Source organism: Ideonella livida (assembly GCF_010499455.1).
Classification (GTDB): domain Bacteria; phylum Pseudomonadota; class Gammaproteobacteria; order Burkholderiales; family Burkholderiaceae_C; genus Ideonella; species Ideonella livida.
The window spans coordinates 1-23,740 of sequence record NZ_JAAGOH010000037.1 but is presented as its reverse complement, the minus strand read 5'-3'; the positions used below and the strand labels follow the sequence as shown (position 1 = coordinate 23,740).

20 protein-coding genes and 1 pseudogene are annotated in these 23,740 nt (G+C 73.0%); 11 read left to right on the top strand and 10 right to left on the bottom strand.

Features of this window, described 5'->3' with window-relative positions:
- The 3 genes from G3A44_RS20045 to mrtJ all read right to left on the bottom strand — a co-directional run bounded on the left by G3A44_RS20045 (nt 1) and on the right by mrtJ (nt 2,418).
- Entirely contained in the window at nt 1–522 is a 522-nt protein-coding gene (locus G3A44_RS20045; protein WP_163459533.1) for a TlpA family protein disulfide reductase, read from the bottom strand.
- 63 nt (nt 523–585) lie between these two features.
- Entirely contained in the window at nt 586–1,872 is a 1,287-nt protein-coding gene (locus G3A44_RS20040) for a choice-of-anchor D domain-containing protein (protein ID WP_163459532.1), read from the bottom strand.
- Nucleotides 1,873–1,974: 102 nt separating this feature from the next.
- The gene (gene mrtJ / locus G3A44_RS20035) at nt 1,975–2,418 is read right to left on the bottom strand and encodes a JDVT-CTERM system glutamic-type intramembrane protease MrtJ (RefSeq protein WP_163459531.1); all 444 of its coding nucleotides are present in this window, start codon (nt 2,416–2,418) and stop codon (nt 1,975–1,977) included.
- 115 nt (nt 2,419–2,533) lie between these two features.
- Here mrtJ and G3A44_RS20030 point away from each other — a divergent pair, with 115 nt between their 5' ends.
- Nucleotides 2,534–3,523 (top strand): Bug family tripartite tricarboxylate transporter substrate binding protein, encoded by a 990-nt coding sequence (locus G3A44_RS20030; protein WP_163459530.1) that lies wholly within the window; start codon nt 2,534–2,536, stop codon nt 3,521–3,523.
- Between the two features lie 181 nt (nt 3,524–3,704).
- Complete coding sequence (locus G3A44_RS20025) at nt 3,705–4,214, top strand: hypothetical protein (RefSeq protein WP_163459529.1); 510 nt, start codon at nt 3,705–3,707, stop codon at nt 4,212–4,214.
- 40 nt (nt 4,215–4,254) lie between these two features.
- Here the strand turns inward: G3A44_RS20025 and G3A44_RS20020 are convergent, their stop codons facing one another.
- Both G3A44_RS20020 and recG read right to left on the bottom strand, forming a co-directional pair.
- The gene (locus G3A44_RS20020; protein WP_163459528.1) at nt 4,255–5,178 is read right to left on the bottom strand and encodes a LysR substrate-binding domain-containing protein; all 924 of its coding nucleotides are present in this window, start codon (nt 5,176–5,178) and stop codon (nt 4,255–4,257) included.
- Nucleotides 5,179–5,195: 17 nt separating this feature from the next.
- Nucleotides 5,196–7,364 (bottom strand): ATP-dependent DNA helicase RecG, encoded by a 2,169-nt coding sequence (recG, locus tag G3A44_RS20015; RefSeq protein WP_163459527.1) that lies wholly within the window; start codon nt 7,362–7,364, stop codon nt 5,196–5,198.
- Between the two features lie 167 nt (nt 7,365–7,531).
- Between recG and G3A44_RS20010 the strand changes: the two genes are divergently transcribed.
- The 8 genes and pseudogenes from G3A44_RS20010 (at nt 7,532) to G3A44_RS19975 (ending at nt 16,418) form a co-directional block, all read left to right on the top strand.
- A complete protein-coding gene (locus G3A44_RS20010) occupies nt 7,532–7,672 on the top strand; it encodes a hypothetical protein (RefSeq protein ID WP_163459526.1) in 141 nt (46 codons plus the stop codon).
- Between the two features lie 174 nt (nt 7,673–7,846).
- Nucleotides 7,847–8,869 (top strand): annotated as a pseudogene (queA, locus tag G3A44_RS20005) (tRNA preQ1(34) S-adenosylmethionine ribosyltransferase-isomerase QueA); the annotation flags it as partial.
- A gap of 163 nt (nt 8,870–9,032) precedes the next feature.
- Nucleotides 9,033–9,410: a c-type cytochrome gene (locus G3A44_RS20000; protein ID WP_163459525.1), complete on the top strand. Its 378-nt coding sequence runs from the start codon at nt 9,033–9,035 to the stop codon at nt 9,408–9,410.
- A 128-nt stretch (nt 9,411–9,538) separates the two neighbouring features.
- A complete protein-coding gene (locus tag G3A44_RS19995) occupies nt 9,539–10,591 on the top strand; it encodes a cache domain-containing protein (RefSeq protein WP_163459524.1) in 1,053 nt (350 codons plus the stop codon).
- Nucleotides 10,588–11,721 (top strand): ligand-gated ion channel, encoded by a 1,134-nt coding sequence (locus G3A44_RS19990; RefSeq protein WP_163459523.1) that lies wholly within the window; start codon nt 10,588–10,590, stop codon nt 11,719–11,721. The genes G3A44_RS19995 and G3A44_RS19990 overlap by 4 nt, the downstream gene beginning before the upstream one ends.
- A 44-nt stretch (nt 11,722–11,765) precedes the next feature.
- Nucleotides 11,766–12,911, top strand: a complete 1,146-nt coding sequence (tgt, locus tag G3A44_RS19985; RefSeq protein ID WP_163459522.1) for a tRNA guanosine(34) transglycosylase Tgt — start codon at nt 11,766–11,768, stop codon at nt 12,909–12,911.
- A 4-nt stretch (nt 12,912–12,915) separates the two neighbouring features.
- Nucleotides 12,916–13,533, top strand: a complete 618-nt coding sequence (locus G3A44_RS19980) for a UPF0149 family protein (RefSeq protein ID WP_163459521.1) — start codon at nt 12,916–12,918, stop codon at nt 13,531–13,533.
- Nucleotides 13,534–13,709: 176 nt separating this feature from the next.
- The gene (locus tag G3A44_RS19975; RefSeq protein ID WP_163459520.1) at nt 13,710–16,418 is read left to right on the top strand and encodes a hypothetical protein; all 2,709 of its coding nucleotides are present in this window, start codon (nt 13,710–13,712) and stop codon (nt 16,416–16,418) included.
- 77 nt (nt 16,419–16,495) lie between these two features.
- Here G3A44_RS19975 and G3A44_RS19970 read toward each other — a convergent pair whose 3' ends face one another.
- The 4 genes from G3A44_RS19970 to G3A44_RS19955 all read right to left on the bottom strand — a co-directional run bounded on the left by G3A44_RS19970 (nt 16,496) and on the right by G3A44_RS19955 (nt 21,818).
- The gene (locus G3A44_RS19970) at nt 16,496–17,629 is read right to left on the bottom strand and encodes an NUDIX domain-containing protein (protein WP_163459519.1); all 1,134 of its coding nucleotides are present in this window, start codon (nt 17,627–17,629) and stop codon (nt 16,496–16,498) included.
- Nucleotides 17,630–17,823: 194 nt separating this feature from the next.
- Nucleotides 17,824–19,608 carry an NAD+ synthase gene (locus G3A44_RS19965; RefSeq protein WP_163459518.1) on the bottom strand — a complete coding sequence of 595 codons (1,785 nt, stop codon included), beginning with the start codon at nt 19,606–19,608 and terminating at the stop codon, nt 17,824–17,826.
- 41 nt (nt 19,609–19,649) lie between these two features.
- Nucleotides 19,650–20,888, bottom strand: a complete 1,239-nt coding sequence (gene pncB / locus G3A44_RS19960) for a nicotinate phosphoribosyltransferase (RefSeq protein WP_163459517.1) — start codon at nt 20,886–20,888, stop codon at nt 19,650–19,652.
- Between the two features lie 69 nt (nt 20,889–20,957).
- Nucleotides 20,958–21,818, bottom strand: a complete 861-nt coding sequence (locus G3A44_RS19955) for a cysteine hydrolase family protein (protein WP_163459516.1) — start codon at nt 21,816–21,818, stop codon at nt 20,958–20,960.
- A gap of 121 nt (nt 21,819–21,939) precedes the next feature.
- On the opposite strand from G3A44_RS19955, the gene G3A44_RS19950 reads away from it, so the two are divergent.
- Nucleotides 21,940–22,668 (top strand): NUDIX hydrolase, encoded by a 729-nt coding sequence (locus G3A44_RS19950; RefSeq protein WP_163459515.1) that lies wholly within the window; start codon nt 21,940–21,942, stop codon nt 22,666–22,668.
- A gap of 356 nt (nt 22,669–23,024) precedes the next feature.
- Here the strand turns inward: G3A44_RS19950 and G3A44_RS19945 are convergent, their stop codons facing one another.
- Entirely contained in the window at nt 23,025–23,591 is a 567-nt protein-coding gene (locus tag G3A44_RS19945; RefSeq protein WP_163459514.1) for a GNAT family N-acetyltransferase, read from the bottom strand.
- Between the last annotated feature and the right edge of the window lie 149 nt (nt 23,592–23,740).

Below are 23,740 nucleotides of genomic sequence, written 5' to 3'. Positions count from 1 at the left end.
TCAGCGCTTGGGCAGCGCCTGGACGATGGCCTGCTCCAGCGCCGCGCGCTCATCGGCGCGAAAGCCGCTGTGCACCTGGATCACCTTGCCGTCCGGGCCGATGAGCACCGAGGTGGGCATGCCCTTGATGGCATAGGTCTTGGGGCTCTGGCCCTTGGGATCGAAGGCGATGGTGAAGTGCGCCGGCACCTCGGCCAGGAATTTCTCCGCATCGGCGGGACGGGCGTCCACACTCACCGCCACCACCTGCAGGCCTTGCGGGCCGTACTTGGCCTGCATCTCGTTCATCCAGGGAAAGGACTGCTTGCAGGGGCCGCACCAGGAGGCCCAGAAGTCCAGGTAGACCAGTTTGCCGCGCAGGGCCGCCAGCTGCACCGGGCCGCCGGGGCCTTGCAGCTGCACCTCCGGGGCCGCTTCGCCCGGGGTGACGGCCAAGGCCACGCCGGCGGCGCCGGCCAGGCTCAGCGCGACCAGGGGCCGCAGGCCTGCGCGCAGCAGGCGGGACAGAAAAGGGGTGGGCATCACAAAGGGCTCCGGTGCAGGCGTGAAGGACAGAGGCTGGCGGCGGGGGCGGGCCCCCGGGGGTCAGGGTAGTGGCGCAGCGCCGTCGGCGGGGGGCGCCGTGCGGGGTGACGGGCGGCGCGACCCGGGTTCTTGACCCCGGTCAAGCCGGGTGCGCCGCCACAGCACCGCCGCTGCGCCCAGCGCCAGGGCCCACAGCACGGGGTCGGCCGGGCCGTCCGGCGCGCCGGGCTGCAGCAGCGAGCAGCCGCCCGCGCCGACGTTGGGCCCGGGGCTGCCCCCGTTACCGCCGCCGCTGCCGTCGGGCGCCGCGGTGGCGGTGCCCGACAGGGTCAGGCTGGGGGGCAGTGTGCTGTTGCCGGCGGTGACGGCCAGGGTGGCCGATTTCTGGCCGGCGCTTTGCGGCGCCAGGGCCACCGTCACCGTGCAGCTGGCCCCGGCGGCCACGGTGCCCCCGGCCAGGCAGGTGCCACCGGTGGTGAAGTCCCCGGCCTGTGCACCGCCCAGCACGATGGCGGTGAGGGTGGCGGTGCCGCTGCCGGTGTTGCGCAGGCTCAGGGTGGTGGGGGTGCTGGTGGCGCCCACGGCGGTGTCGGGCAGCGTGATCCCGCCGGCGGTGCCATTCCAGCCCAGGGCGCCCACGGCCGCGCTCAGCGTGCCGGTGCCGCCCAGGCCCACCGTGTGCGGCGAGCCGCTGGCGTTGCTGGCCACCCGCAGCGTGTCACTGCGGGCGCCGGCGGCCGTGGGCCGGAACTGCACGGTCAGGGTGCAGGCGGTGCCGGCGGCCAGGCTGGCGCCGCAGTCGCTGCTGCGGCTGAAGCCCTGGCTGCCGCTGGCCAGCGTGATGCCGCTGAGGTTGAGCGCGGCATTGCCGGTGTTGCGCAGGCTCACCGTGCGGCTGACCGTCTCCCCCACGGTCACGGTGCCAAAGGCCAGGCTGCTGGCACCCAGCGCCACCACCGGCGCGGTACTCACGCTCAGGTAGCTGGCGGTCTGACCGGTGGCACCGGCGATGTAGGCTGCCAGGTCATTGAGCTGGCTGTCGGTGAGGTGGCCGCTGAGAAAGCGCATGTCGCCCACGTTGGTCAGCGCGCTGCGGGTCACCGCGGCGCTGGCACCGCGACGGATGCGGTTGAGGTTGCTGGCCGGGTTGCCGCCGTGGCAGGCCGAGGCGGCGCAGGTCTGGCGCCCGCTCACGATGACCGCTTGGTAGAGCGCCTGGCCATTGGCCGCGTCCTGCGCGGCCGCGGGCCCCGCCGCCGCGGCCAGCAGGCCCAGCCAGGCCGCCCAGGGCAGCGGGGTGCGGCACCGGGGCCGGCGGAAGGGGGCGGGCGGGGTCAGGTGGGTCATGGTCGTGGCGCAGGGCAAGAAAGGGGGGGCGGACAGGCCAGGCTGGCGGCTGGTGGTCAGATACGCGGCCACACGGCGCCAGGACGCAGGCAGGTGGGGCCCTCATGCGGGGGATACCCCCAACAGCCACAGGCCGTTGAAGGCGGCATGCAGGCCCACGCACCACGGCAGGCGGCGCCAGCGCGCCCAGACCCCGCCGAGCAGCAGCCCGGGCACGGCCGTGGCCAGGGACATCGCCGTCCAGCCGGCGCGCAGGCCATGGGCCAGCGTGAAGGCGGCCGTGGCCACCAGCACCGCCGCGGCAGGCGACCAGCCGCGGCGGTGCAGCATGTCCTGCAGGCCGGCCCGGAACACCAGCTCCTCCAGCACCGGCGCCAGCACCAGCAGGCTCAGCCATGGCGTCCAGGCCGGCTGTGCGTGCGACAGCAGCCCGGCCGCCGCCGCCAGCCCCAACAGGGCAGCGCCCCAGGCGGCCTGCGCGTGGGCAGACGGCGGTGGGATGTCGCGGGTGCGGCGGAGGGCGCAGGAGGCCGTGGCAAGGAGCATGGCCGCGATCCTGAGCAGCCAAGCTTGTGCAATTCTTAAATGTAAATTTTGCACATTTATTCTCCTGCGTCATCGGGTGAGAATCGACGCCTCCCCTTCCCTGCCCGTCCCCATCATGCCCCTGCTTGCCCGTCGCCGACTGTCCCTCCTGCTCCTCGGTCTGGCCGCTGCCGGCGGGTCTTCGCCCGGGGTGGCGCTGGCCGCCGAGGCCTGGCCCACCCGCCCGGTGCGGGTGGTGGTGCCCGCACCGGCGGGCAGTTCGCTGGACCTGATCGCCCGGCTGCTGGGCGACAAGCTCAAGGACCGCTGGGGCCAGCCGGTGGTGGTGGAGAACAAGGCCGGCGCCGGCGGCATGCTGGGCACCGACGTGGCCGCCAAGGCCGCGCCCGATGGCCATACCCTGGTGCTCAGCTTCAACGGACCGGTGGCCTTTGCCCCGCACCTCTACGCCAAGGTGCCCTACGACCCGGCCCGTGACTTGGTGCCGGTGGTCATGACCACCTCGCAGCCCAATGTGCTGGCGGTCAGTGCGGCCCTGCCCGTCAAGACCCTGGCGGAATTCATCGGTTGGGCCCGCGCCAAGCCGGGCGGCCTGAACTTCTCCTCCCTGGGCATGGGCAGCTCCGCCCACCTGACCATGGAGATGTTCCTGGCCGAGATCGGCGCCAAGGGCACGCACATCCCCTTCAACGGCTCGCCGCCGGCGGCCATGGCCGTGGCCCAGGGCGAGGCCGACGCCAGCTTCATGACCGCGCCGGCCCTGATGGCCCATGTGCGCAGTGGCAAGGTGCGCCTGCTGGCGGTCAGCAGCACCCAGCACCCTGAGAGCCTGAAGGACCTCCCCTCCCTGGCCAGCGCCGGCGTCAAGGTGGAGTCGCTGGCCTGGAACGGCCTGTTCACCGCCGCCGGCACCCCCGAGGCGGTGGTGGCGCGCCTCAACGCCGACGTCAACACCGTGCTGGCCGATCCGGCCGTGCGCGCCCAGATGGAGCAGCAGGGCCTGACCCCGGTGGGCGGCACGGCCGCCGACTTCCGCAAGGTGGTCGACGCCGACGGCGCCCGCTGGGGGGCGCTGATCCGCCGCTTGGGGCTCAAGCTGGACTGAGGCCCGGCCGCCTCCATCCCTCCATCCGGCCAGCCGGCCGCCGTGGTGCGCCGGGCGGCGCCCACCCCCCAGGTTGCGCCCATGCCGGGGTTCCGGCCGGCCTCCAAGATGCGCGGCGGCGTTACGGCACCGTGTCCGCGGCCGAGCCGGTACCGCCTAGCGCAACCTGGAGGATGGATCCATGAACATGATTTCGCGCGCCCTGCGCACCACCTTGTCGGCATCGGCCCTGGCCGCCCTGGCCTTGCTGAGCGCCTGCGGCGGCAGTGGTGACGGCGACGACAGCCCGGCCGAAGGTGTCGACAAGTACGTGGGGACCTGGAAGTCGCCCTGCACGGTCGAGACGTCCGAAGGGGTCGACGTCGGTGTGCAGCTCACCCTGGTCGTCACCAAGACCGGCGCCAACTCGATCTCGAGCACCGGCTCGGCCAAGGGCTATGCCAACACCACGTGCACCGGCACGGCGGTGATCACCCAGGACCTGGGCCAGGCCAGCGCCGCCCTTGCGGGCACCAAGACGGTGGGGGGCAAGACGGTGGACAAGGCCACCTTCACCGACGACGAAGGCACCTACAAGGACATCATCCTGCTGGAGTCGGGCCGCCTCTACAACGGCGACGTCGACAGCGCCCTGGATGCCGAGGGCTATCCCACCGCCCTGGACATGACCCTGTACTACCAGAAGCAGTGAGGGCCGACGCCGGCGGCACCAGCGTGGCGCCGGCGCGCGTTCAGTCGCTCAGCCGGGTCACGCCCGGCAGCGTGCAGGCGTAGACGGCATTGCGCAGGGCGGCGATGGCCTCGTAGCGCGTGAAGCTCTTGCGCCAGGCCAGCACCACCCGGCGGGTGGGCACTGGCGCCTCGAAGGGCACATAGCGCAGGTGCGGATGCGTCTCGCGGGGGATGGACAGCCCCGGCACCACGGTGATGCCCATGCCCGAGGCCACCATGTGCTTGATGGTCTCCAGCGAGGAGCCCTCAAAGCTGCGGCGGATGCCCTCGGCATCGCTGGCAAAGCGCGCGAACTCCGGGCACACCTCCAGCACATGGTCGCGGAAGCAGTGGCCGGTGCCCAGCAGCAGCATGGTCTCCTGCTTGAGCGCTGCCGAGCTGATGGCCGGCTGCATCGCCAGCGGGTGGCTGGCCGGCACCGCCACGTAGAAGGGCTCGTCGTACAGCGGGGCCAGGGCCAGGCCGGTGTCGGGAAAGGGCTCGGCCAGGATGGCGCAGTCCAGCTCCCCGGTGCGCAGCATGTCCAGCAGCTTGACCGTGAAGTTCTCCTGCAGCATCAGCGGCATCTGCGGCGTCTGCTCGATGGCGTTCTTCACCAGCTCAGGCAGCAGATAGGGCCCGATGGTGTAGATGATGCCCAGGCGCAGCGGGCCGGCCAGCGGGTCCTTGCCGCGCTTGGCGATCTCCTTGATGGCCTGCGCCTGCTCGATCACCTGCTGGGCCTGGCGCACGATGGCCTCGCCCAGCGGGGTCATCGTCACCTCCGAGCTGCCACGCTCGAAGATCTTGACGTCCAGCTCCTCCTCCAGCTTCTTGATGGCAACCGACAAGGTGGGCTGGGAGACGAAGCAGGCCTCGGCCGCGCGGCCAAAGTGGCGTTCACGCGCCACGGCCACGATGTAGCGCAGTTCGGTCAGGGTCATGGGGGGATTGTGGGCCGTCAGGCCTTGAGGAACTCCGCCTTGGCGCCCAGCCAGCGGGCCACCTGGGCGCTGGCGGCGGCGGTGTGGCGGTCCAGCAGTTGTGGGGCCAGGGTGCGGGCCTGGGCCAGCAGGGCGCCGTCCTGTGCCAGGTCGGCAAAGCGCAACAGGGCGTCGCCCGACTGGCGGGCGCCCATGAACTCGCCGGGGCCGCGGATCTCCAGGTCGCGCCGGGCGATCTCGAAGCCGTCGGTGGTTTCGGCCATGGCCTTCAGGCGCTGCTTGCCGGTTTCGGACAGCGGGGTGGAGAACAGCAGCACGCAGACGCTGGCCACCGCGCCGCGGCCCACCCGGCCGCGCAGCTGGTGCAGCTGCGCCAGGCCAAAGCGCTCGGCGTGCTCGATCACCATCAAGCTGGCGTTGGGCACGTCCACGCCCACCTCGATCACGGTGGTGGCCACCAGCACGGCGGTCTGGCCGGCGCTGAAGGCGCCCATCACCGCGGCCTTCTCGGCCGGCGGCAGGCGGCCGTGGATCAGGCCCACCTGCACGCCGGGCAGCGCCTCGCTCAGGGTCTGGTGGGTTTCGGTGGCGTTGCTCAGCTCGGACAGCGGCTTGCCGCCCCAGCCCCCGCCGCCACTGTCGGGGGTCGCCTCGGCCTCGCTCTCCTCGATCAGCGGGCACACCCAGTAGACCTGCCGGCCCTTGGCCACCTCGTCGCGGATGCGGGCGATGACCTCCTCACGCCGGCTCTCGGCAAACACCTTGGTGACGATGGGCGTGCGCCCTGGGGGCAGCTCGTCGATGGTGGAGACCTCCAGGTCGGCGTAGTAGGTCATGGCCAGCGTGCGGGGGATGGGCGTGGCGCTCATCATCAGCAGGTGCGGCTCCAGGGCCGGGCCGGGCGCGCCGTCGGCTTCCTCAGCGCCCTGCAGCTTGCGCCGCAGCGCCAGGCGCTGCGCCACACCAAAGCGGTGCTGCTCGTCCACCACGGCCAGGCCCAGGCGGGCGAACTGCACATCGTCCTGGATCACGGCGTGGGTGCCCACGGCCAGGGCCGCCTCGCCGCTGGCCAGCTGGGCCAGGGCCTCGCGTCGGGCCTTGCCCTTGCGGCTGCCGGTGAGCCAGGCCACCTTCACCCCCAGGGGCTGCAGCCACTGCAGCAGCTTGGCAAAGTGCTGCTCGGCCAGGATCTCGGTGGGCGCCATCAGCGCGCACTGCCAGCCGGCGTCGATGGCCACGCAGGCCGCCAGCGCGGCCACCACGGTCTTGCCCGCGCCCACGTCGCCCTGCAGCAGGCGGTGCATGGGCTGGCCGCCGGCCAGGTCGGCGGTGATCTCGTCGACCACCCGCTGCTGCGCCCCGGTCAGGCCCCAGGGCAGGGTGGCCAGCAGCTGGTCGCGCAGCGCGCCGCTGCGGGCCACCAGGCGCGGCGCGGCCAGGCGCGCCCGCTCGCGGCGGGACTGCATCTGGCTGAGCTGCTGGGCCAGCAGCTCCTCGAACTTCAGCCGCTGCCAGGCCGGGTGGCTGTGGTCCTCCAGCGTGGACAGGGGCGTGCCGGGCGGCGGGTGGTGCAGGAAATTCAGGGCCTCGCGCAGTGGCGGCAGGCCCTTGGGCACGGTGCCCGGCGGCAGCACCTCATGCAGCGCGGCGCGCGACAGGCCGGCGGCCACCGCTTTGCGCAGGTAGGTCTGAGGCAGCTGGGCGGCGGCCGGGTAGACCGGCGTGAGCGCGTCGGCCAGCGGGGCGTCGTCCTGCACCGCCTTGAAGGTGGGGTGCACCATTTCGCGGCCCCAGAAGCCTGAGCGCAGCTCGCCACGCACCCGCACCCGCTGGCCGGCCGCCAGGGTCTTCTGGTGGCTGGGGTAGAAGTTCACGAAGCGCAGCACCAGCTCGTCGCCGGCGTTGTCCTCCAAGGTGGCCACCAGCTGCCGGCGCGGGCGCAGCTCCACCTTGCAGTGCTGGATGTGGCCTTCCACCTGCACGGTCTCCCCGGGCCGGGCGTCGCGCACGGCGGTCAGGCGGGTCTCGTCCTCATAGCGCAGCGGCAGGTGCAGGGCCAGGGCGATGGGGCTGTCCAGGCCGAGCTTCTGCAGCGCGCGCGCCGGGGCGCTGAGCTTGGGCGCGGCCGGCGCTGCCGCGGCGGGCGCGGGAGCGGCGGCGTCGGTGGGGGCGTTGCGGGCGGCCATGGCGAGGCATTGTCCACAGACGGGCGTGGCCTGGCGCCCTCACACGGGTCGGCGGGCGGTGTCATGCCCGCCCCGGGGCGGGTGACAATGGGACACAGACCCGGCCGGCGCCCCGCGCGCGGCAGGCCGGGCGTGGAGTGGATGCAGGCTGGAGAACAGGGCAGGTCATGGCGGTGGTGCGGATGATGGTGCGTGTGGTGGTGTCGGTCGGCCTGGTGCTGGGCATGGGGCTGGCGCTGGCCTGGGCCTGGGACCGCAGCGATGGAGCAGCCCCGCCGGCGGTGCCGCCCGCGCAGGCCCCGCGCTGAGTCGCTGTGGAGCCGGCGTTGAGCCCTCGCCCCTGCGGCTGCCGCCCCGGGGCGAGTCCCTGCTCGCCATGGGCCGCAGGGGGGCATGGAACAATCTGGCGCCCGTCAGGATCCATCGGACATGCGCCCGCGGTCCCCACCTGACCGCTCCACCCCGCCTGCCGCGTCCTGCCCATGTCCCGCACCTACACCCTGGCCGACTTCGACTTCGAGCTGCCGCCGGAACTCATCGCCCAGCATCCCGCTGCTGAGCGCAGCGCCTCCAGGCTGCTGGATGGCCGCGGCGCGGCGCCGGTGGACCGGGTGTTCCGTGACCTGCCCCAGCTGCTGTCGCCGGGGGACCTGCTGGTGTTCAACGACACCAAGGTGCTCAAGGCCCGCCTGCATGGCGAAAAGGCCACTGGCGGGGCGGTGGAAGCCCTGGTGGAGCGTGTGCTGCCCGCCGCCCAGGGCGCACCGTGCGAGCTGCTGGCCCATGTGCGCGCCAGCAAGTCGCCCAAGCCCGGTGCCTGCATCCGCCTGGGCACCGACCGCGGCGCCGGCTTCGAGGCCGAGGTGCTGGGCCGCGGTGGCCCGGACGGCTCGCTGTTCCACCTGCGTGTCGACGGCGATGCCTTCGCCCTGATCGAGGCCCACGGCCATGTGCCGCTGCCGCCCTACATCACCCATGCCGACGAGGCCGAGGACGAGCGCCGCTACCAGACCGTCTTCGCCAGCCGGCTGGGCGCCGTGGCCGCGCCCACCGCAGCCCTGCACTTTGACGAGCCGCTGCTGGCGGCCCTGGCCGCGCGCGGCGTGGCCACCGCCCGCGTCACCCTGCACGTGGGGGCGGGCACCTTCCAGCCGGTGCGCACCGAGAACCTGGCCGAGCACAAGATGCACAGCGAGTGGTACGAGGTGCCGCAGGCCACGGTGGACGCCATTGCCGCCACCCGCGCCGCCGGGGGCCGCGTCACCTCGGTGGGCACCACCACGCTGCGGGCGCTGGAATCGGCCGCCTGGCAGGCCGCGCAGGCCGGCGAGACCCCGCTGCGCCAGGCGCGCAGCGGTGAGACCGACATCTTCATCACCCCCGGCTTTGAATTCCGGGTGGTGGACCGGCTGGTCACCAACTTCCACCTGCCCAAGAGCACGCTGATGATGTTGGTCAGCGCCCTGGCCGGCCATGGCCAGGTGATGGCGCTCTACCGCCACGCCTGCTCCAGCCTGCAACAGCCGGGGTCGCCGGCGCGCGACACCTGCGCGGGCGGCTGCTCCATCCTGGCGAAAGCTCCCGCGGCCTTGATGTGCCTCAACTTTCGTCCGGCGCAGCTTTCCATCATCGACGACAGACCCACTGCAACCCGCACAGGAGATCGTCATGTCGTCCCTTTCCCGCATCGCCCTGCTGGCCCTGGCCACTGCCGCCGCCCCGGCCCTGGCCGCCGGCGCCGCCGACGAGGCCATGGTCAAGCTGGCCAACACCAGCGGCTGCTTCACCTGCCACCACATCGAGCCCGGCGCCAAGGGCCCGGACGGCCTGGCCCCCATCGGCCCGGCCTGGAAGGATGTGGCCGCCAAGTACGCCGGCCAGAAGGGTGCCGCCAAGACCCTGACCGCCACCGTGCTGGCCGGCTCCAACCCCTATGAGAGCCACTGGAAGGGCAAGGTCAGCGGCCTGGCCATGCCGCCCAACAAGGTCGCCATCACCGAAGCCGACGCCGGCAAGCTGGTGAACTGGATCCTGAGCCTGAAGTAAGGCGCCTGCGGCGCTGGTGGCGGCCGCACCGCGCCGGTGGCACTTTGTCACAGGCGCAACCTCTGGTGCTGGCAGCATGGCAAGGTGGCCCCAGGGCCATCCCCCGCCGCCAACGCCTGCCTTGCCGGATGAACGCCTCCACCCCTGAACACGCCGTCATCGCGCCGACCCCCGTCGACTCCCGCCGGATCACCCGGCACGCCCTGCGCGCCGCCGGGGCCGTCATGGCCCTGACCCTGGGGCTGATGCTGCTGCTGGCCCACCGCGCCCTGGACGCGCTGCAGGCGCAGGATCGCCGCACCGAGATGGCGGCCATCGACCGGGCCCTGAGCGTGTCGATGGAGCGCGCGGCCCGGTTTGCCCTGGGGCAGGCCGAGGCGCTCGCCCGGCAGCCGGCGCTGGCTCCCCTGCTGCGGCGTGGTGACCGCGCCGCCCTGCAGGCCCAGACCCAAGCCACCTACGACTACCTGAGCACCCAGGCGGGGGTCAGCGTCTTGGGCTTCCACACCGCTGACCTGCGTTACCTGCTGCGCATGCACCGGCAGGACGCCCCCGTGGATGACATCGCCGCCGCGCGCCCCATGGTGCTGGCCGCACGCCGCAGCGGCCAGCCCCAGTCCGGGGTGGAGGTGGGGGTGAGCGGCATCGTCGGGGTGCGTGGCGTGGCCGTGCTGCGTGAGGCGGGGCAGGTCGTCGGCACCGCCGAGGTGGGTGTGGACCTGCTGCCCCTGCTGGAAGACATCCGCACCACCACCAATGCCGAGGTGGCCGTGGTCGTCAGCCGGGCGCTCAGCGGTCTGGACCCCGCCCCTGGCGGCCTCCAGGTCACGGTCGGTGACCTGACCCTGGCCGCGGCCACCGACACCGCCCTGTTCGGCCGCCTGCTGCGTGAGGAGCGCCTGCCGCCGGGGCTCGGGCATGAGCAGACGGAGCTCCAGCTCGACGGTCGCCGGCATGCCTTGGCGGTGCAGCCACTGGTGGACTACAGCGGCCGGCAGATCGGCAGCGTGCTGGCGCTGCGCGACCGCGCGGCCCACGACACGCTGCGCCAGCGCAGCCGCGTGGAACTGGCGCTCGCCGCCCTGTGCGGCGGCCTGCTGGCCTGGGCGGCGCTGCGGGCGCTGTGCGGCCTGGCCCTGCGGCCGCCCCGCGCCGGTGACGAGGCCGGGGCGCAGGCATGAGGGCTTCCCGTTTGGGCCCGGCCCGCGCCGGCGTTTGCCGGGCGTGGTGCGGGCTGCTGTGGGGCCTGCTCTGGGCGCTGTGGGTCTTGGCGGCCCCCACCGCCCGCGCGGCGCAGGACCTCCGCACGGCCACCGCGCCGGCCCCTGCCACCGCGCTGCCTCCAGGGGTGGCCCTGCCGGTGCAGGTGGGTTTGGCGGTGCAGATCCTCAACCTGACCGAGCTCCACGAAGTGGCCGGCACGCTCCGCCTGCAACTGGAGACCCGGCAGCGCTGGCGCGACCCCCGCCTGGCGTTTGACCCGCTGCGCGAAGGGCGCCACCGGCTGGACCGGCAGGACGAGGCCGCGCAGCGCTACCTGGCCGGCATCTGGACGCCCGGCCTGGTGCTGGAGAACCAGCTCGAGCCGCCCACCTCGCGCACGGTGGCCGTGTCCACCCATGCCGATGGCGTGGTGGAGCTGGTCGAGCGCTACGAGAGCCGCCTGCGCGTGACCCTGGACCTGGCGGCCTTTCCCTTCGACCGCCAGGCCCTGGCCCTGGACTTCGCGCTGCCCCGCCACGCGCGCCAGGCGGTGGTGCTGGTCAGCACCGGGCTGGACCGGCGGGCGTCGGGCGTGGCGCCGCGGCTGTCGCTGGCGCAGTGGCGTCCGACGGGCCTGCGCTTTGCGCATGGGCAGGCCAGCGGCTGGAATGCCGCGCCCCATGCACGGCTGACCGCCACGCTGGCGCTGGAACGCGATGCGGCCAGCTACCTGCTGCGTGTCTTCGTGCCGCTGGTGGCCGTGCTCAGCGTGTCGGTCTTTGTGCTGTGGGTGCCGGGCCTGGCGCCCAAGGACGAGGGCAGCCTGATCTTCTCCTCCCTGCTGGCGCTCACCGCCCTGGGCTTCACCTTCGAGTCGAGCTTTCCCGGGGCGGTGTCCCAGGACACACCGGTGGCCCAGATCCTCTCGCTGGGCTATGCCTACCTGGTGGCGGTGCTGCTGGCGCGCACGGTGCTGGGCCGGCTGATGCCTCCCGGCCCGCGGGCCGCCCTGGCGCGGGCCTGGCTCGACGAGCTGCGCTGGCTGCTGCCGCTGCTCATGGCCCTGGTGGGCACCGGGGCCGTGCTGCGGACCTTGCCCCTGGGCTGAGCCCGCTGCGGCGGGGCCGGCGCCCTCGGCGACAATCCCGCCCCATGCTCCAGTTCGAACTGCTCAAGACCGACGGCCATGCACGCCGCGGCCGGCTCACGCTCAACCACGGCGTGGTGCAGACCCCCATCTTCATGCCGGTGGGCACCTACGGCACCGTCAAGGGCGTGCTGCCGCGCTCGCTGCACGACATGGGCGCGCAGATCATCCTGGGCAACACCTTCCACCTGTGGATGCGTCCGGGGCTCGACATCATGAAGAGCTTCGGCGGCCTGCACGGCTTCGAGCGCTGGGACAAGCCCATCCTCACCGACTCCGGCGGCTTCCAGGTCTGGAGCCTGGGCGAGATGCGCAAGATCACCGAGGAGGGCGTCAAGTTCGCCTCGCCGGTCAATGGCGACAAGCTCTTCCTGACCCCCGAGGTCAGCATGCAGATCCAGACGGTGCTCAACAGCGACATCGTCATGCAGTTCGACGAGTGCACGCCCTACGAGACCAAGGGCCACCTGACCACCGAGAAGGAAGCCCGCTTCTCGATGGAGCTCAGCCGCCGCTGGGCCAAGCGTTGCATCGCTGAATTTGAGCGCCTGCAGAACCCCAACGCCCTGTTCGGCATCGTCCAGGGCGGCATGTTCGAGCACCTGCGCCAGGAGTCGCTGGACGCCCTGGTCGAGATGGACCTGCCGGGCTACGCGGTGGGCGGCGTCAGCGTGGGCGAGCCCAAGGACGAGATGCTGCGCATCATGGCCCACACCCCGCACCGGCTGCCGGCAAACAAGCCGCGCTACCTGATGGGCGTGGGCACGCCCGAAGACCTGGTCGAAGGCGTGGCCTGCGGCGTGGACATGTTCGACTGCGTCATGCCCACCCGCAACGCGCGCAACGGCCACCTGTTCACCCGCTTTGGCGACCTCAAGATCCGCAACGCCCGCCACAAGAGCGATCACCGCCCGATCGACGAGACCTGCACCTGCTACGCCTGCACCGGCGATGCCGTCAACGGCGGCTTCAGCCGTGCCTACCTGCACCACCTGGACCGCTGCGGCGAGATGCTCGGCCCCATGCTGGCCACCATCCACAACCTGCACTACTACCTGAACCTCATGCGCGAAGTGCGCGAGGCCCTGGACGCCGGCACCTTTGCCGACTTCCGCAGCCAGTTTGCCGCCGACCGCGCCCGTGGGGTCTGAAGTCATGAGCGCCCACGACGCCCTCCCCGAGAACACCCCGGCCCAGCCGTTCTGGAACGCCGCCGAGGTCGAGCAGCTCCTGGACGCCCTCCTCGACGAGGACAACGGCCTGGACTGCCCCATGAGCCCCTCGGCCATCGACGGCTTCTTCTGCGCCCTGCACAGCGCCCCGCGTGCCGTGCTGCCGGTGGATGCCTTGCGCTGGATCTGGGATGCCGAGCACGGCCGCCAGGAGCCCGGCTTTGCCGACCCCCAGCGCCTGGACGCCCTGCTCACCCTGCTGCTGCGCCAGTGGGAGGCCATCGGCCAGGCCCTGCAGCGCGGGCAGGACTATGAGCCCCTGCTGCTGGAGGAGCACGCCGAGGCCGGCCCGGGCCGGCTGATCCTGGACGACTGGTGCGAGGGCTACCAGATGGCCATGGCCCTGGACGCCGAAGCCTGGGCCCCCCTGCTGGTGGCCCAGCCGCCGCTGTTCGAGGTGCTCAACCACTTTGGCACCGAGTCCGGCTGGGAGGCCCGCCAGACCCATCCCCCTGACGCGGACGCGCTGCAGGCTGCGGCCCAGGCCCTGGCCGAAGACCTGCGCCGCATCCACGCCCACCACCGCGGCACCGGCCGCTGATTCTCCCGGGGTGCGCCGGGCCAGGCGGTGCCGGACCTCACCGGTGCCGGCCGCCGGCCGCCCTTGAACCCCGTGTGGCGGCGCCCCGCGCCCCGCACCCGCCGGATCCACCCTGCCGCTGGCCCTGCCCGGCCTGTGGATCCTCCCTGCCAACTTCACCGAAAGTGATTCGCCCCATGGCGACTTCCACCCGCCGCAGCGCCCGCCCGGCCGACGCGACGACCGCCCCTGCCGCCGACACCCTGGAGACCACGGCCCCGGCCGGGGCCGACACCCCGGCACCCAAGCCCAGCCGCCGCCGCAGCCCCGCGGCCCAGGACGAGGCCCCGGCCGCCGCCGCGCCCGGCCGCAAGCGCGCCGCCGCCCGTGCCCCGGTGGCCGACCTGGCGCCGGCCGAGCCCGCTGGCCCGCAGCCCACCACCACCTGGGCCACCGAGACCGGTGCGCCCCCCATTGACTTTGGCGCCAGCCGTGCCGGCGCCCCCCGGCCCCGCCGTAGTGCCCCCACCCCGGTGAGCGTGCCGGCGGCCGACGCCATGCCGGAGCAGCCTGCCCCCGTCTTGAAGGCGGCCGAGGTGCCCGAGGTGCCCGTGGCGCAGGCCACGGACAAGGCGGCCGCCAAGCCTGCGGCCAAACCGGCCGCCAAGCCCGCGGCCAAGGCCACCGCCCCAGGCAAGTCGGCCCCCAAGAAGCGCGCCGAACCGGTGGCCCCCGCCCCCGTGGCGGTCGAGGCTGGCGCCGAGGCCGCACCCGCCACCGACGCCCCCCCGGCGCCGTCCGCAGGGGCAGAGGCCCCGGCCCGTCCGGCGGCCCGCTCGCGCCGTCGCAGCGCCCCGGCCCCGGCCGAGACCGCCCCGGCCGAGACCGCTCCGGCCCCCCTGCCCACCGCCGCCCCGCTGCCGGTGGCCGACACGCCGGCTGAGGCACCTGCCGAGGCCGAGGCTGTGGTCGCCACCCCCGCCGAGGTTTCTGCAGCGCTGCCTGCCGACCTGCCTGCCGACCTGGCCGTGGCATCGCCTGTGGACAACTCGGTGGACCACGCGGCGCAGACGCCTGCGCAGGCCGAGGTCGCCTTGGCCGCCCCTGCGCAGGCCGAGGCGGTGGGCGCACCGGCCCATGCCGAGGCCCCGGCCGAACCGCCCGCCCCGGTGGCCCCGCCGGTGCCCGAGCACAGCCAGCTCCAGCTGGCCGAAGTGGGCCTGCGCCGCCAGCTGCGCTGGCTGGCGGGCAGCCGCTGCCCCAGCACCCTGGCCCAGGCCGTCAACCGCTGGCGCCTGCGCGACGCTGCGCCCGACGCCCCCGGCGTAGGCCTGGCCCTGTCCAGCGTGGACGAGCTCAGCGAACTGCTGGCCACGGCCCAGCGCACCGGCCATCCGGTGCAGGTCGAGGAGGCCGTCTGGCAGCACCTCACCCGTTACGGTGACCTGCTGGGCCGCATCGCCCACCTGGAAGCGCTCTACCCGCAAGGCCTGGAGCCCGCCGCCCAGCCCGCCGGCAGCCTGCTGGCCGCGTGGCGCACCTGCCAGCTCGAAGGCGCCTTCTATGCCGCCTGCGTCGGCCGTTGCGTGCTGGCCGACGAGGCCGCCCTGGCCCCCGAGGCCGAGCTGCTGCTGGCCGCCCGCGTGGTGATGCGCCACTTTGGCGCCGCGGCGCCGGTGGTGCTGGCCCCAGCGGCGCAGCAGCCCGCCTGGTTGGCGGCCTGGGCCGCCGTGGCAGCGGCCGAGCCGCTGGCCCCGGCCCCTGCCGCCGACGCGGCGCCCGCCCCGGTCGAAGGCCTGCATCCGCATGTGGTGGACGGTGAGGCCGCCCCCGAGGCCGCCACCCCGGCGGCGTGGCCGGCCCTGACCCTGCTGGAGCCCGGCGCGGCCGTACCCGTCGGCACCGAGATCCTGGTGCTGGACCAGCGCGCGGGCCTGGATGCGGCCCCCGCCCAGGCCGAGGCGGCGCAGGCCGCCCCCTGGCTGTGGGTGCTGGCCGACGCCGACCGCCTGAGCGGCGATCTGGCCGCCATTGCGCCCGAAACCACCGCCCTGCTGGCCGCGGTGGACACGCTGCGCCAGGGCGCCCTGGCGGACTGGGCCGACAGCGGTGACGCCGCCGCCCTGGCCCCGCTGGTGCTGGCCCGCCGCTTTGCCGACGTGGCCGAGCAGTGGCCCGCCTGGGCGCCGCAAGTGCGTGAAGTGCCTGCCGCGGACCCCGCGCCGCAGGCCGCCTTGCGCGCCGAGCTGGCCCAGCGCCTGGCCCGCTGGCAACGCAGCGGCTACCTGGCCGACAGCGAGCAGCTGGCCCTGCGCCGCGGCGTGCAGGCCCTGTGGGCCCAGGCCCGCGCCGCCAGCGTGGCCGGCCTGCCGGCGCTGCTGGCCCCGGCCTTGGCCGATGGCGTGCAGCGTGTGGTGCTGTTCAGCGAAGACGCCGAGGGCCTGCCCGCCCTGGCCCAGGCCCTGCAGGCCGTGGGCCTGCCGGTGGAGACCCTGCCCACGGCCGCCTCGCCGCGCCTGATCGATCAGGCCCTGCGCAGCTTCCGCGAGGCCCCTGAAGCCCGCCTGCTGCTGCTGGCCGATGGCGTGGAAGGCAGCGAGCAGCGCATTGGCGTGCAGCTCTCGCGCGCCTTGGTGGTGCACCTGGACAGCCCTTGGCAGCCCGCCGTGCTGGCCCGCCGCCTGCAGCGTGTGCGCCCGGGCCGCACCCAGCGCGAGGTGCCGGCTTGGCAACTGCTGCCCCAGGGCAGCCTGATGGCCCGCCGCAGCCAGCTGGCCGCCCCGACGGTGCCGGCCCCCGAGGGCGCGGCCCCCAGCCCGCTGCAAGGCCCCCTGCTGCGCGGCGCCGCCTTGGCGGCCTGGCAGGCCGAACTGGCCGCCCTGCTGGCCGACGGCCCGGCCCACTGACCCAGGTCCCGGGGCACGCCCCCTGCTCCTTTTCCACAGGGCGCCACCGGCGCCCTTTTTCTTGCCGTGGCCACCGCTCAGGCCGGCGGCAGCAGGCCCAGAAAGTGGTCCAGGATCAGGAAGTGGTCGTCCAGGCACTGCCCCTCCAGCGCAGGCAGGGCCGCCAGGGGCAGCCAGTGGGCGCCGGCGGCGTCGTCGCCGGCCTCAATGGGCGGCAGCGGCCGCAGCCCCAGGTCAAAGTAAAAGCCATGGGTCACGGTGCGCCCGCGCTGGCTGCGCTGCGGGTCGTCAAACACCTGCTGGCCACGCAGGGCGGCGCGGGCCTGGGCCGGGCTCAGGTCCAGGTGGGTCTCCTCCACCAGCTCGCGCAGGGCTGAATCCAGCACCGTGTCCTCTTGCTCCAGAAAGCCGCCGGGCAAGGCCCACAGGCCCCGGCCGGGCTGCTGGCCGCGCCGGATCATCAGCACATGGCCGGCGCACTGCACCACCGCATCCACGGTGACAAAGACCGGCGGATAGGGCGCGCACGCCCAGGCCTGGCGGTAGCCGGCCAGCACCCGCCCTTCGTCGGCCAGATCGTCCCAAGCCTGGGCCACCGCCGGCTGCGCCAGCAACTGGCGCACGGCCGGCAGCAGGGTGGGGTCCTGCCCGCAGTGGCGGGCGTCGGGGCCGGCGGCACCCGTCCACCAGGCCTGCCGCAGCGCCCGGGCCTGGGCCGCCAGGGCCGGGGCGTCGGGATCCTCCTCCACCGCCCAGCCGGTCAGCGCGTCCAGCGCCCGCCAGCGGGCATGGGCCCCGCCGCCCAGGCGCCGCACCGGCAGTGCCGCGCCGTCCCCGGGGCCGTCCAGGGCCTGCACCGCCGCCTGCAGCCGCCGGGCCCAGCGCAGCGGGTCGCCGTCCTCGCGCAGGCTCAGCACCTGCAGCCGCGCCCGCTCCTGGGGGCTGAAGGCCCCGGCCAGGGCGGCGTCCAGTTGTGCGCGCTGTTCCTGGGGGGTGAAGGGGGCGCGCTGTGAGCGGGCCAGCCCCTGGCCGGTGAGCAGCAGCACCACCTGCCGGGCGCGGGCCAGGGCCTGGCGCCACTGCTGCAGGTGGCCGGGCAGCAAGGGCTGCAGGGTGACGGGCAGCAGCAGCCTCAACGCGGCGGGTGCCGCGCCCGGCGCCACAGGCTTGTTCACGGTGTTGCCCACAGGGCTGTCTATAGGGTCTGTCATGAGCTTGTCCACGGGCTTTTGCAGGGGTTTTCCGTCAGGTTCTTCCACGGGGTTTGCCATGGGTAAAGCCAACGCTTCTCCACGGATTTTCAGGGGGTGATCGTCACCGGGTTGCCCACAGCCTGCGCGATGGGGTCGGAACGCTTAGCGCAGGTCAGGTTATCCACAGACTGGCCGGGGCGGGAGGGGGCGGTTCAGCCGGCTGTCTCGCACAGCACCGGCCAGGCCTGCACCGCTGCAATGGGCAGTTGGCGGCCGGCGCCAAAGGCCCGGGCGCGCAGCCGCAGCACCGGCGGGGCTTGGCGGCGCTTGTATTCGCTGCGGGTCATCAGGCTGCGCACGCGGGCCAGCAGGGCGCGGCCGTCGGCGTGGGCCTGCAGGGCGTCCACCGTGGCCCGGGCGCGGCCGGCCTCTGCGGGGTCCAGCCGGTCGCCCTCGATCAGCCACTTCAGCACCTCGTCCAGCAGTTCATAGGGCGGCAGGCTGTCGGTGTCGCGCTGGCCGGGGGCCAGTTCGGCCGAGGGCGGCTTGTCCAGAATGGCCGCGGGAATGGGCGGCACGCCCACCGCTGTGGCATTGAGGTGCCGGGCCAGGGCGTAGACCTCGGTCTTGTAGAGGTCGCCCAGCAGGCCCAGGCCGCCGTTGGTGTCGCCATACAGGGTGCAGTAGCCCACCGAGAGTTCAGACTTGTTGCCCGTGGTCAGCACCAGGTCGCCGTGGGTGTTGGACCAGGCCATGAGCACCGTGCCCCTCACCCGGGCCTGCAGGTTTTCCAGCGCCACGCCCTGCAGCGGCGCGCCCAGGCTGGCCTGGCACTGGTCCTGGTGGGCCTGCACCAGGGCGGCAATGGGGTGGGTGATGAGGCGCACGCCCAGGTGGCGGCACAGCGCGGCGGAATCCTCCACCGAGCCCGCCGACGAGATGGCCGAGGGCAGGGTGATGGCGGTCACGTTCTGCGGCCCCAGGGCCTCGGCCGCCAGGGCCAGGGTGAGGGCGCTGTCTATGCCGCCGGAGCTGCCCACCACCGCCCGGCTGAAGCCGCAGCGCCGGGCGTAGTCCCGCAGGCCCAGCACGATCTGGGCGCGGTAGAAGGCGCTGGGGTCCTCGGGCCGGGGGTCGGGCCGGGGTGGGCGGGCGCCGTCCAGGCCCAGGAACTGGCCGCCGGCAAAACGCAGCGTGCGCACCTCGGGGGCAAAGCGCGCGGCCTCCCACACCAGGCCGCGCCGGGGCTCCATGGCAAAGGAGGCGCCGTCGTAGACCAACTGGTCCTGCCCGCCCACGGGGTTGACCCACAGCAGCGGCAGCCCGTGGCGCTGGCTGGCAGCGCCCAACACCGCGTGCCGCTGCGCGCGCTTGCCGCGGTGCGAGGGGCTGGCGTTGACGGCCAGCACCAGGTCGGGGCGGGCCTGGCGCAGGCGCTCAAAGGGGTTTGTGCCGTAGGCCTGGCCAGCGTCGTTCCAGCCGTCCTCGCACAGCAGCAGGCCCAGGCGCCAAGGGCCCACGCGCAGCACGGCGGCCACGTCGGGCCCAGGCTCAAAGTGGCGCCGCTCGTCGAACACGTCGTAAGTGGGCAGCAGCTGCTTGGCGTAGGTCTGCACCACCTCGCCTTCGCGCAGCACCACCAGCGCGTTGTGCAGGGGCTTGCCGGGGCCCTGGCGGCGCTGGGGCAGGCCCACCACCCAGTGCAGGCCGCCGAACTGGCGCGAGGCCAGGCGCAGCCGCTGCAGGCCCGCCTCCACCGCGTCCAGAAAGGCGGGGTCGTCCAGCAGGTCGCCAGGGTGGTAGCCGGTCAGGGCCAGCTCGGGTGCCACCAGCACCTGGGCGCCCTGTTCGCGGGCCTGGTGGGCGGCGTCCACCAGGGCGCGCACATTGCCTTCAATGTCCCCCACGGTGGGGTTGAGCTGGGCCAGGGTCAGGCGCAGCTCGGGGCTGGGGGCGGCGGGGCGCTCCAGCGGGTCCAGCGGGTCCAGCAGGTCCATGAACGGGGCTCCGGAGAGAGGTGAAAAGAGGGTGGGTGGGCTCAGGCCGCGGCGGGCCGTGGCGCCAGCGGAAAGGCCTGGCGCAGCCGGGCCAAGAAGCCGGCGTCTTCACACAAGGTCTTGCCCGGGCTGTCGGAGAGCTTGGCCACCGGCTGGCCGTTGCAGCGCATCAGCTTCATCACCACGTTCAGCGGCGCCAGGCCCAGGTCGTTCGTCAGGTGGGTGCCAATGCCAAAGCCCAGGCGGGCCCGGCCGGCCAGGCGCTGGTGCAGGCCCAGCGCCTGCTCCAGGGTCAGGCCGTCAGAGAACACCAGGCGCTTGTCGCGCGCCTCAATGCCCAGGCGTTCGTAGTGCGCCAGGGCCTTGTGCGCCCAGACCAGCGGGTCGCCCGAGTCGTGGCGCAGGCCGGCGTAGCGCCGGGCCAGGTCGGCGTCAAAGTCGGCCAAGAAGGCGTCCATGCCCACCACGTCGGTCAGGGCAATGCCCAGGTCGCCGCCGTAGGTGTCCAGCCAGTCCTGCAGGGCCCGGCGCTGGTGGCCGCCCAGGCCGCCGGCCCCGTCCAGCGCCTGGTAGGTCTGCAGGTACTCATGGGCCATGGTGCCAATGGGCGTCAGGCCCAGGGTGCGCGCCAGGTGGGCGTTGCTGGTGCCGCAAAAGCTGCCCGGCGCGCCCTGCTGCAGGCGCTGCAGCACCTGCGCCTGCCAGTCGGCAGAGAAGCGCCGGCGCAGGCCAAAGTCAAACAGCTCAAAGGCCGGTGCCTGCGGGCCGGCGGCGGCGGCCCAGGCCTGCAGGCGGTCAATCTTGGCCTGCAGGCGCCGCTCGCCCTCGGCGCGCACGGCCGGGGTGTCCAGGCGGCGGAAGTACAGGCCATTGACCAAGGCCAGCACCAGGATCTCAAAGCCCATCACCTGCACCTGGGGGCCCTGGGCCACCACCCGCAGCGTCTCGCCCTCGGCCCAGGCGCGGATGTGGCCGCGCTGCAGCCGAAAGTCGGCCAGCCAGGCCACAAAGTCGGCCCGCATGAAGCGCAGGCCGCCCAGCCAGGCCAACTCCTGCGGGCTGAAACGCAGCGCGCACAGGGCGTCCAGCTCGGCCTGCACTTGGGGCAGCAGTTCGGCCAGGGGCCGCTCGGGCCGCTGGCGGCACACCAAGTGGTACTCGGCCGTGTTGTGGGGGTGGCGCCGCCACAGCGCCTGCCACATGGTGAACTTGTAGAGGTCCATCTCCAGCAGGCTGGTGAGCACGGGACCGTCCGCAGCCGTGGCGTTGAGCGGGGACATGGGGAACTCCTGTTGAGGGGTAAGGGTCAAGAAGAACGGTGGGTGGAGCCGGGCCGCAGGCGCCGCCCCTCAGCCCAGCAGCTTGCGCAGCACCTGGGCCGTGGTGGCCAGGCGGGCGCCCCGGGCCTGCAGACCAGCCAGAAAGGCGGCGGCCTGGGGCTCAAAGCCGGGCACCGGGCTCATGCCGTCGGTCAGCAGCACCAGCTTGTCCAGCCGCTGGCTGGGCAGGTGCTCGGCCAAGTGCTCGCAGGTGGCGCGCACGCAGTGGCTGCTGGCCTGGCCGGCCACCAGCAGCAGGTCGGCCTGGTCCAGCGCGGCGATCAGCTCGCGCTGCAGCGCGGTGCCGGGGTCAGCCGGGTCGGGCACCTCGGCCTGCAGGGCGCTGTAGTGCTCGGTCCAGGGGTTCTGGCCCTTGGCCACGGTGCGCAGCGGGCGCTGGGCCAGCGCCTGCCAACTGCGGCAGGCCTGCTGCACCGCGGCATGCACGCCCTGCCCCCAGCTGCCCACCTCGGCGTGCAGCGGCCACACCATCAAGGTGTAGCGGCCGGCGGCCTCCAAGGCGTCCAGGTAGTCCAGCACCCGCGGCAGGGCCGCGGGCTGGCGCGGCCGCCACTGGCCGGCCCGCACCTGGGCGGCGGTGATGGGCGTGAACGGCGGCACCGCCGACCCATCTCCCCCGCACCAGAACAGCGGGTGGGCAATGTCATAGGCGTGGTGGCTGTCCAGCGTCAGGGTGATGCCCTGCAGGCGCGGCCCCAGCGCCTGCACCAGGGCGGCCACGCGCAGCAGGTCGGCATGGGCACCGGGCACCGGCAGGGCCGGCTGCAGGCGGGCGCCCGGGCGCAGCGGGTCGGCCGGGCAGGCCGCGGGCGGCAGGTCGCAAAAGTCGTTCTGGGGGTCGATGAGCAGCAGCTCCAGTCGGGCGGGCATGGGGGCTCCAGCAAGGCCGGCAGGGGCCTGCCGGCATGAACCCATCGTAGCCCTTGTTAGTTCATTGCTGCAACAAACTAGATTGCCCGACTTGGTTGCAAGGTTGAATTAACATTCATCCATGCCCGCCCCCACGCCCAAGCCCGCCTCCCCCGCAGACGCCCTGGCGCCTGCCGCGCCGGTCATCTGCACCGTCGACATCGTGCTGCTCACCCTGGTGGACGCCGAGCTGCAGGTGGCCCTGCTGCAGCGCGACCGCGAGCCCTTCCAGGGCGCCCTGGCCCTGCCCGGCGGCTACATCCACCCCCAAGAAGACGACAGCGCCTGGGACGCCGCGGCCCGCGTGCTGCGTGACAAGGCCGGCCTGCCCAACCCCTACCTGGAGCAGCTGGCCACCTTCTCGGGCCCCGGGCGCGACCCGCGCGGCTGGTCCCTCTCGGTGGCCTATTGCGCCCTGGTGCCGGCGGCCGAGCTGGCCGCACCCACCGCCGGGCCACTGGTGCTGCGCCCGGTGGCGCGCCTGCCCAGCCTGCCCTTTGACCACCGCGCCATCATCGACACCGCCGTGGCCCGGGTGCGCACCAAGAGCCAATACAGCTCTTTGCCGGTCTACCTGTGCGGCCAGGTCTTCACCCTGCCGCAACTGCAGGCCGTGTACGAGGCCGTGCTGGGCGAGCCGGTCAACAAGGTGAGCTTTCGCCGCAAGATGGACGAACTGGCCATGCTGGAACCCGTGGAAGGCGCCATGACCACCGGCGGCGCCCACCGCCCCGCCCAACTGTGGCGCCTGCGCAAACCCTTTGAGCGCCGGCTGTCATTGAGCGAGCGGGGGTTGGGGGTGGGGGGGTGAGGGGGCGGCGCCGGCTGGGCAGGCCGCTACGCGCCAAGAACACCACCGGTCAGACCGGCAGCAGGCAAGCTCGATCACTCGACTGTGGCCACCGCCCTCAAAAGCCCAGGACCACGCTGAACGACTGGAGCCCTGCTGCGCGGTTCCCCTCTGGGGCATCGGCCGGCCACTTGCGCCCACGCCACAAGCCCGTCTGTAGATATGAAGTCTGTCCCCGATGGTGTTTGGCAACCCGCGCAGCTCAAAGGTATGGGGGAGCTTTACCTATGGATTTGAAAAACCAATTCAGCTTAGGAGGGTAAACCCTTGCCTGCGGGGGTTGTGCTGTGGGGGAGTCCCTGTAGACCTGTTAGGCCTCACGCTTTAGCTGCCACGACCCGGGATACAACCCAGTGATTCTTGCCAAGCTGCGCAACTCGCGTGAAGCCCTGATGTTCGAACATTGCAAGGCGGCTGTTGTGCAGGAATGAGGCGGATACGGTACGTCCCTCGACGTCCTCAGGGTAGCTCTCGACGGTGCCGCCCCCGAGCGATGCAATCTGTGTCAGGGCGCCGGCGAGTGCTGCTGAAGACACGCCCTTGCCTCGGTACTCCTTGTCGACGAAGAAGCATGTGATGCGCCAGTCCGGGCGACCTTCAACCGCGAGCTCGTAGGCGCGCTTGTGCTTGATGCGAGGTAGCTCTTCGGGACTGCCGAATTGGCACCAACCAACACAGCGGTCTCTATCAAACACCAGCGCGGCGTGTGCGGTTCCATCCCGGACCCGGCACTCCTTTCGTTCCTTTCGGTGCGGCCCTCGTTCCTTGCCATCCGAGTGGAACTCCATGCACCAGCATCCGCCCCAGACACCGCCATGACGCTCTATAAGGCCCGCATACGCAGGCCATGTCTCGGGGCTCAACGACTTGATGTTGAACGACATGCGGCGTGGGTTGGTTTGTGAGGCCTAACGAATGAAAGGGACTTCCCCGCCCCGGGTCGGTCGCGATGCGGCGCAAGTTGAGGGGTGCCAGGATGGGCGCAGGTCCGTCATGGTGTCGGTGCCTTGTTTCTCAGTCAAAGGAGAAGTCC